Below are 5,811 nucleotides of genomic sequence, written 5' to 3' on the forward strand. Positions count from 1 at the left end.
GCCCTGGCCGGCCTTTACGAGGCCGTGGATGACGCCACGGCCATCGCGACGCTGCATGCCGCCTGGGCCGCTGGCGTGCGCTATTTCGACACGGCCCCTTTCTACGGCTACACGCGCAGCGAACGCCGCGTCGGCGAGTTTCTGTCGCGCCAGCCGCGGGACAGCTTCGTGCTGTCCACGAAGGTTGGGCGCCTCATGCATCCCGACCCGAAGGTGGCGGCCGGCAGCGACGGCTGGGCCAATCCCCTGCCCTTTCGCCCGGTGTACGACTACAGCTACAGCGGCGTGCTGCGCTCCTTCGAGGACAGCCTGCAGCGACTGGGACTGGCGCGCATCGACATGCTGCTCGTCCACGACATCGGCCGCCTGACCCACGGCGACCAGCACGACCTCCATTGGCACGCGCTGACCACCGGTGGCTTCCGAGCACTGGAGGAGTTGCGCAGCCAGGGCGTCGTGCGGGCCATCGGCCTGGGTGTGAACGAATGGGAAGTGGCGCAGGACGCCATTGCCGCCGCACCGCTGGATTGCGTGCTGCTGGCCGGCCGCTACACGCTGCTGGAACAGGGCAGCCTGGCCTTCCTGGACCAATGCGCAACGGCGGGCGTGCGCGTTGTCATTGGCGGCCCCTTCAATTCGGGGCTGCTGGCCGGGCAGGCCAAGTACAACTATGGCGGCGTGCCACCGCAGGTGATGCGCCAGGCGCAGGCCCTGGACGGAACCWGCGCCGAGTTCGGCGTGCCGCTGCAGGCCGCGGCGCTGCAGTTTCCGCTGGCGCATCCGGCCGTGGTCAGCGTGCTGGCGGGCATGCGCTCGCCTGAACAGGTCGCAGCCAACGCCGCCTGGCTGGAGCGCGCCATCCCGCGCGAGCTCTGGCATCGGTTGCGCGGCCGTGGCCTCATTGCCGGCAATGCGCCCCTGCCCGAGCGCGGGCCCCAGGACGACTGATGAAGGTCGACTCACATCAGCACTTCTGGCGCCTGGCCGATCGCGAGGGCCAATGGCCGCCCGCCTCGCTGCAGGCCATCCACCGCGACTTCGGCCCCGAGGATCTCGCACCCCACCTGCAGGCCGCCGGCATTGACGCCACCGTGCTCGTGCAGTCCTTGCCGAGCATCGACGACACCCGTTGGATGCTGGCACTTGCCGAGCGCACGCCCTGGGTGCGCGGGGTCGTTGGCTGGGTGGACTTCAAGGCCGCTGATGCGGCCGAGCAGATCGCCGCGCTGGCCCGCCACCCGCTGCTCAAGGGCCTGCGCCCGATGCTGCAGGACCTGCCCGAAGACAACTGGATCGCCGACCCGGCCTGCAGCCCGGCCGCCGAGGCCATGCAGCGCCATGGCCTGGTGTTCGACGCGCTGGTGCTGCCGCGCCAGTTGCCGGCCCTGGCCCGATTCGCCGCGCGCCACCCGGCCCTACCCATCGTCATCGACCATGCCGCCAAACCTTTCATCGCGCGCGGCGAGATCGAGCCCTGGCAAAACCACATGGCCGCATTGGCCGCCTTCCCCCAGGTGCACTGCAAGCTCTCGGGCCTGCTGACCGAGGCAGGCGAGCGCGGCGATGCGGCGGCCCTGCACCCTTACGCCCAGGCGCTCTGGACGCTGTTCGGCCCGCGCCGCCTGCTATGGGGCAGCGACTGGCCCGTGCTGCGCCTGGCTGCCGACTATGCCGACTGGTGGCAGCTCGCCCACCAGTTGGCCCGCCAATTCCACCCGGTTCCCCAACCTGACGACCTGCAGGCGCTTTTCGGAGGCAATGCCGCTCGCCTCTACCGCCTCGCCTCCACCACCTAGAACCATGTTGACTGTTTCCTGCGAATCCCCCGGCGTTCTCGTCGCTCACCAACGCCCTCGCCCCGAGCGCGGCCCCGCGGAGGTGTTGCTGCGCGTGAAGCGCGTGGGCGTGTGCGGCACAGACCTGCACATCTTCACCGGCCACCAGCCCTACCTCAGCTACCCGCGCGTCATGGGGCACGAGCTCTCGGGCATCGTGGAGGAAGCCGACGCTGACAGCGGCCTGAAGCCGGGCGACGCGGTCTACGTGATGCCCTACCTGTCCTGCGGCCACTGCATCGCCTGCCGCCAGGGCAAGACCAACTGCTGCGTGCGCATCCAGGTGCTGGGTGTGCACCGCGACGGCGCCTTTGCCGAATATGTCAGCGTGCCGCAGCGCTTCGTCGGCAAGGCCGATGGCATCACGCTGGACCAAGCCGCGATGGTGGAGTTCCTGGCCATCGGCGCACACGCGGTCCGGCGCGGCGAGGTTGCGGCCGGCCAGCGCGTGCTGGTGGTGGGCGCAGGCCCCATCGGCATCGGTGCAATGCTGTTCGCCCGCCTGCGTGGCGCCGTCGTCACCGCCCTCGACAGCCGCCAGGACCGCCTCGATTTCGCGCTGCGCCATGCCGGCGCCACTGCGGCCGTGGCCCTGGGTGAAGGCGACGAGGCGCAACTGTCGCAGCTCACCGAGGGTGAGTTCTTCGACGTGGTGTTCGACGCCACCGGCAACCCAGGCGCCATGGAGCGCGGCTTTCGCTTCATCGCCCATGGCGGGCGCTATGTGCTGGTGTCCATCGTGCAGGGCGACATCCGCTTCTCCGACCCGGAGTTCCACAAGCGCGAGGCCACGCTGCTCAGCAGCCGCAACGCCACGACGGAAGACTTCGAGACCGTCATGAAGGCGATGCGCGAGGGTCTGGTGCCCGATGTGGCGCTGGCCACGCACCGGCTGACGCTGGCCGATGTACCCGCCGGCTTTCCGCGCCTGCTGGATCCTGCCGAAGGCGTCATCAAGGCCATCGTCGAGTGCTGAGCATGAAGCCCCTCGTCCAAGGAGTACCTTGRCCGGTCCCCCGAGAGGACGGCGATGCTTGCCGGTTCGACCGGCAAGCACATCGCCCTGGCGGGCCGGCTTGGGAGCGGCCCGGCGCTCGGCCCGCGATGCCTGAATTCGAAACCGCTCGGCACCCATGAACCCAGGCCAGCCCATCCTGCAGTTCGGCACCAGCCGCTTCCTGCAGGCCCATGTCGATCTTTTCGTCAGCGAAGCCGCCGAGCGGGGCGAGGCGCTAGGCGGCATCACGGTGGTACAGAGCACCGGCAGCCCGGCCAGCACGATGCGCACCCGGGCCATGGCACGCGCTGAAGGCTTTGACGTCATCGTGCGCGGCCTGGCGCAGGGCCAGCCCGTGGAAGAGCGCAGAACGTGCCGCTCCGTGCGCGAAGCCTTCCATGCCACTACGGACTGGCCCGCCGTGCGCGCGCGGATGCGCGGGCCGGTGCAGGTGATCGTTTCCAACACCGGCGACGGCGGTTGGGCCTTGAACCCGGCTGACGGCGCCGCCCTGCTGCCCGGCGACGCCGCGGCGCCCTCGGCCTTCCCCGCCAAGCTGCTCGTGCTGCTGCACGACCGCTGGCAGGCGCAGCCMGACGCCGAGCTGACGCTGCTGCCCTGCGAGCTGGTGTCGCGCAACGGCGATGCGCTGCGCAACCTCGTCGTGGCGCTGGCTCGCCAATGGCAGTGCAAGCCGGCCTTCATCGACTGGCTGCTGGCCCGGCCGGTGTGGGCCAATTCGCTGGTGGATCGCATCGTGTCCGAGCCCCTGGAGCCGGTCGGCGCCGTGGCCGAGCCCTATGCGCTGTGGGCCGTCGAGGCGCAGCCGCGGCTGCAGTTGCCTTGTCGGCATCCCGACGTCGTCCTCACCGACGATCTCGCGCGCTTCGAACGACTCAAGCTCTTCTTGCTCAACCTGGGCCACACACTGCTCGCCGAGCAATGGCAGAAGGGCCGCCTTGCAACCGACATGACAGTGCTGCAGGCCATGCAGGACCCGGCGCTGCGCGAGCCGCTCGAAGCCGCCTGGCAGCAGGAGGTGCTGCCGGTGTTCGACGCGCTGGGCCAGGGCGATCAGGCGCGGGACTACCTGGTTGCCCTGCGCGAACGGCTGTTGAACCCCTTCCTGGCCCACCGGCTGGCCGACATCGCGCAGAACCATGAACAGAAAAAATCACGGCGCCTGCGTCCAGTGGTTGAATTAGCACGGCTGCATGCACCCGGCCTGGTGCAGCCCCGGCTGAACGCCGCGCTGGCAGCGCAATGAACAAGGAGCAAGCAATGCAACGCATGGGCATGGTGATCGGCATCGAGCCGGACCGCATCGCCGAATACAAGCGCCTGCACGCGGCCGTCTGGCCCGCGGTGCTGGCACGCTTGGCCGCCTCCAACATCCGCAACTACAGCATCTTCCTGCGCGAGCCGGAGAACCTGCTGTTCGGCTGCTGGGAATACCACGGCAGCGACTACGAGGCCGACATGGCGGCCATCGCCGCCGACGCCGAAACCCGCCGCTGGTGGACCTTCTGCAGCCCCTGCCAGCGTCCACTGGAAAGCCGCGCGCCTGGCGAGCACTGGGCAGCCATGGAGTGCGTCTTCCATGTCGACTGACGAAGCGCCGCCGCTGATCCTGCTGCACGCCAGCGACAACGTCGCCGTGGCGCGCGTGGCACTGGCGGAAAACGCAGAAATCGCTGCACCGGGTGGTGCTGTCTTGCGTGTTCGCACTGCCATCGACGCGGGCCACAAGATCGCGTTGCGCGCCATCGCGCCCGGCGAGGTCGTGCTGAAGTATGGCCAGCCCATCGGCGTGGCCAGCACCACCATCCAGGCCGGTGACCATGTGCACGTGCACAACGTCGACATGGCCAAGGAAGCGCCACCCCAGGCGGCCAGCCGCTCGCCCGCAGCGCCACTGGCCGCTGGCGAGGCGGCCAGTTTCGAGGGATTCGTGCGAAATGACGGCCGTGTCGGCACGCGCAACTACATCGGCGTGCTTTCCAGCGTGAACTGCTCGGCGACCGTCTGCAAGGCCATCGCCCAGGCTTTCAGTGGCGAGGCGCTGGCTGCCTTCCCTGGCGTGGACGGCGTGGTCGCCATCACGCACGGAAGCGGCTGCGGCATGAGCGCCGAAGGCGAAGGCCTGGAGCTGCTGCGCCGCACGCTGCGCGGTTACGCGACCCACCCCAACTTTGCCGGCGTGGTGCTGATCGGCCTGGGCTGCGAAGTGAATCAGGTCGATCCGCTGGTGCAGGGCCTGCCTGCTGCAGCGCGTGAACGCATCCACACGCTGACGATCCAGCAGGCTGGCGGCACGCGCGAAGCCGTCGAGCACGGCAAGCAGCTCGTCCGTGAACTGGCCGCGCAGGCAAGCGCCGCCCGGCGCAGCACCGTGGCGCTGTCCCATCTCGTCATCGGCCTGCAATGTGGTGGCTCGGACGGCTATTCCGGCATCAGCGCCAACCCGGCCCTGGGCGCCGCAGTGGACCTGCTGGTGCGCCACGGCGGCACGGCCATCCTGTCGGAGACGCCCGAGATCTACGGCGCCGAACATCTGCTCACCGCGCGCGCCGCATCACCTGAAGTGGCCGAGCGGCTGCTGGCCCGCATCCGGTGGTGGGAGACGTATGCCGCCCTGCACGGCGCGCAGTTGAACAACAACCCGTCGCCCGGCAACAAGGCGGGCGGCATCACCACCATCCTCGAGAAGTCGCTCGGCGCCGTGGCCAAGGGCGGCAGCAGTACGCTCAACGACGTGGTCGAGTACGCGCAGCCCGTTCAGGCGCACGGCCTGGTGTTCATGGACACGCCGGGCTACGACCCCGTGTCAGCCACGGGCCAGGTGGCCGGTGGCGCCAACCTGATCTGCTTCACGACGGGGCGTGGCTCGACCTATGGCTGCAAGCCCACGCCTTCACTGAAGCTCGCCACCAACAGCCGCCTGTTCGAGCGCATGCCCCTGGACATGRACTTCAATGC

At 69.3% G+C, this 5,811-nt stretch carries 6 protein-coding genes; all 6 read left to right on the forward strand.

Translation table 11 applies throughout. The annotated features are described in order from the left end of the window. Positions 1–3: 3 nt before the first annotated feature. Positions 4–948: an aldo/keto reductase gene (locus AC1DU6_RS17920; RefSeq protein WP_477858672.1), complete on the forward strand. Its 945-nt coding sequence runs from the start codon at positions 4–6 to the stop codon at positions 946–948. Continuing rightward, positions 948–1,796, forward strand: coding sequence for an amidohydrolase family protein (locus AC1DU6_RS17925; protein ID WP_477858668.1), 849 nt, complete (start codon positions 948–950; stop codon positions 1,794–1,796). Before AC1DU6_RS17920 ends, AC1DU6_RS17925 begins: the two co-directional genes overlap by 1 nt. Before the next feature lie 4 nt (positions 1,797–1,800). Continuing rightward, the gene (locus AC1DU6_RS17930) at positions 1,801–2,811 is read left to right on the forward strand and encodes a zinc-binding alcohol dehydrogenase family protein (RefSeq protein ID WP_457322476.1); all 1,011 of its coding nucleotides are present in this window, start codon (positions 1,801–1,803) and stop codon (positions 2,809–2,811) included. Positions 2,812–2,968: 157 nt separating this feature from the next. Then, positions 2,969–4,099, forward strand: coding sequence for a mannitol dehydrogenase family protein (locus AC1DU6_RS17935; RefSeq protein ID WP_457322478.1), 1,131 nt, complete (start codon positions 2,969–2,971; stop codon positions 4,097–4,099). Between the two features lie 14 nt (positions 4,100–4,113). Then, positions 4,114–4,443, forward strand: coding sequence for an L-rhamnose mutarotase (locus AC1DU6_RS17940; RefSeq protein WP_056197501.1), 330 nt, complete (start codon positions 4,114–4,116; stop codon positions 4,441–4,443). Continuing rightward, positions 4,433–5,811 (forward strand): UxaA family hydrolase (locus AC1DU6_RS17945; protein WP_477858670.1); only part of this gene is annotated, 1,379 nt, incomplete at its 3' end. The genes AC1DU6_RS17940 and AC1DU6_RS17945, both read left to right, overlap by 11 nt.

The organism is Roseateles sp. P5_B10, assembly GCF_056400485.1.

Excerpts from the sequence above, each read along its gene's own strand:
- AC1DU6_RS17925 (WP_477858668.1), top strand. The coding sequence starts at position 948 with ATGAAGGTCGACTCACATCAGCACTTCTGGCGCCTGGCCGATCGCGAG.
- AC1DU6_RS17930 (WP_457322476.1), top strand. The coding sequence starts at position 1,801 with ATGTTGACTGTTTCCTGCGAATCCCCCGGCGTTCTCGTCGCTCACCAA.
- AC1DU6_RS17940 (WP_056197501.1), top strand. The coding sequence starts at position 4,114 with ATGCAACGCATGGGCATGGTGATCGGCATCGAGCCGGACCGCATCGCC.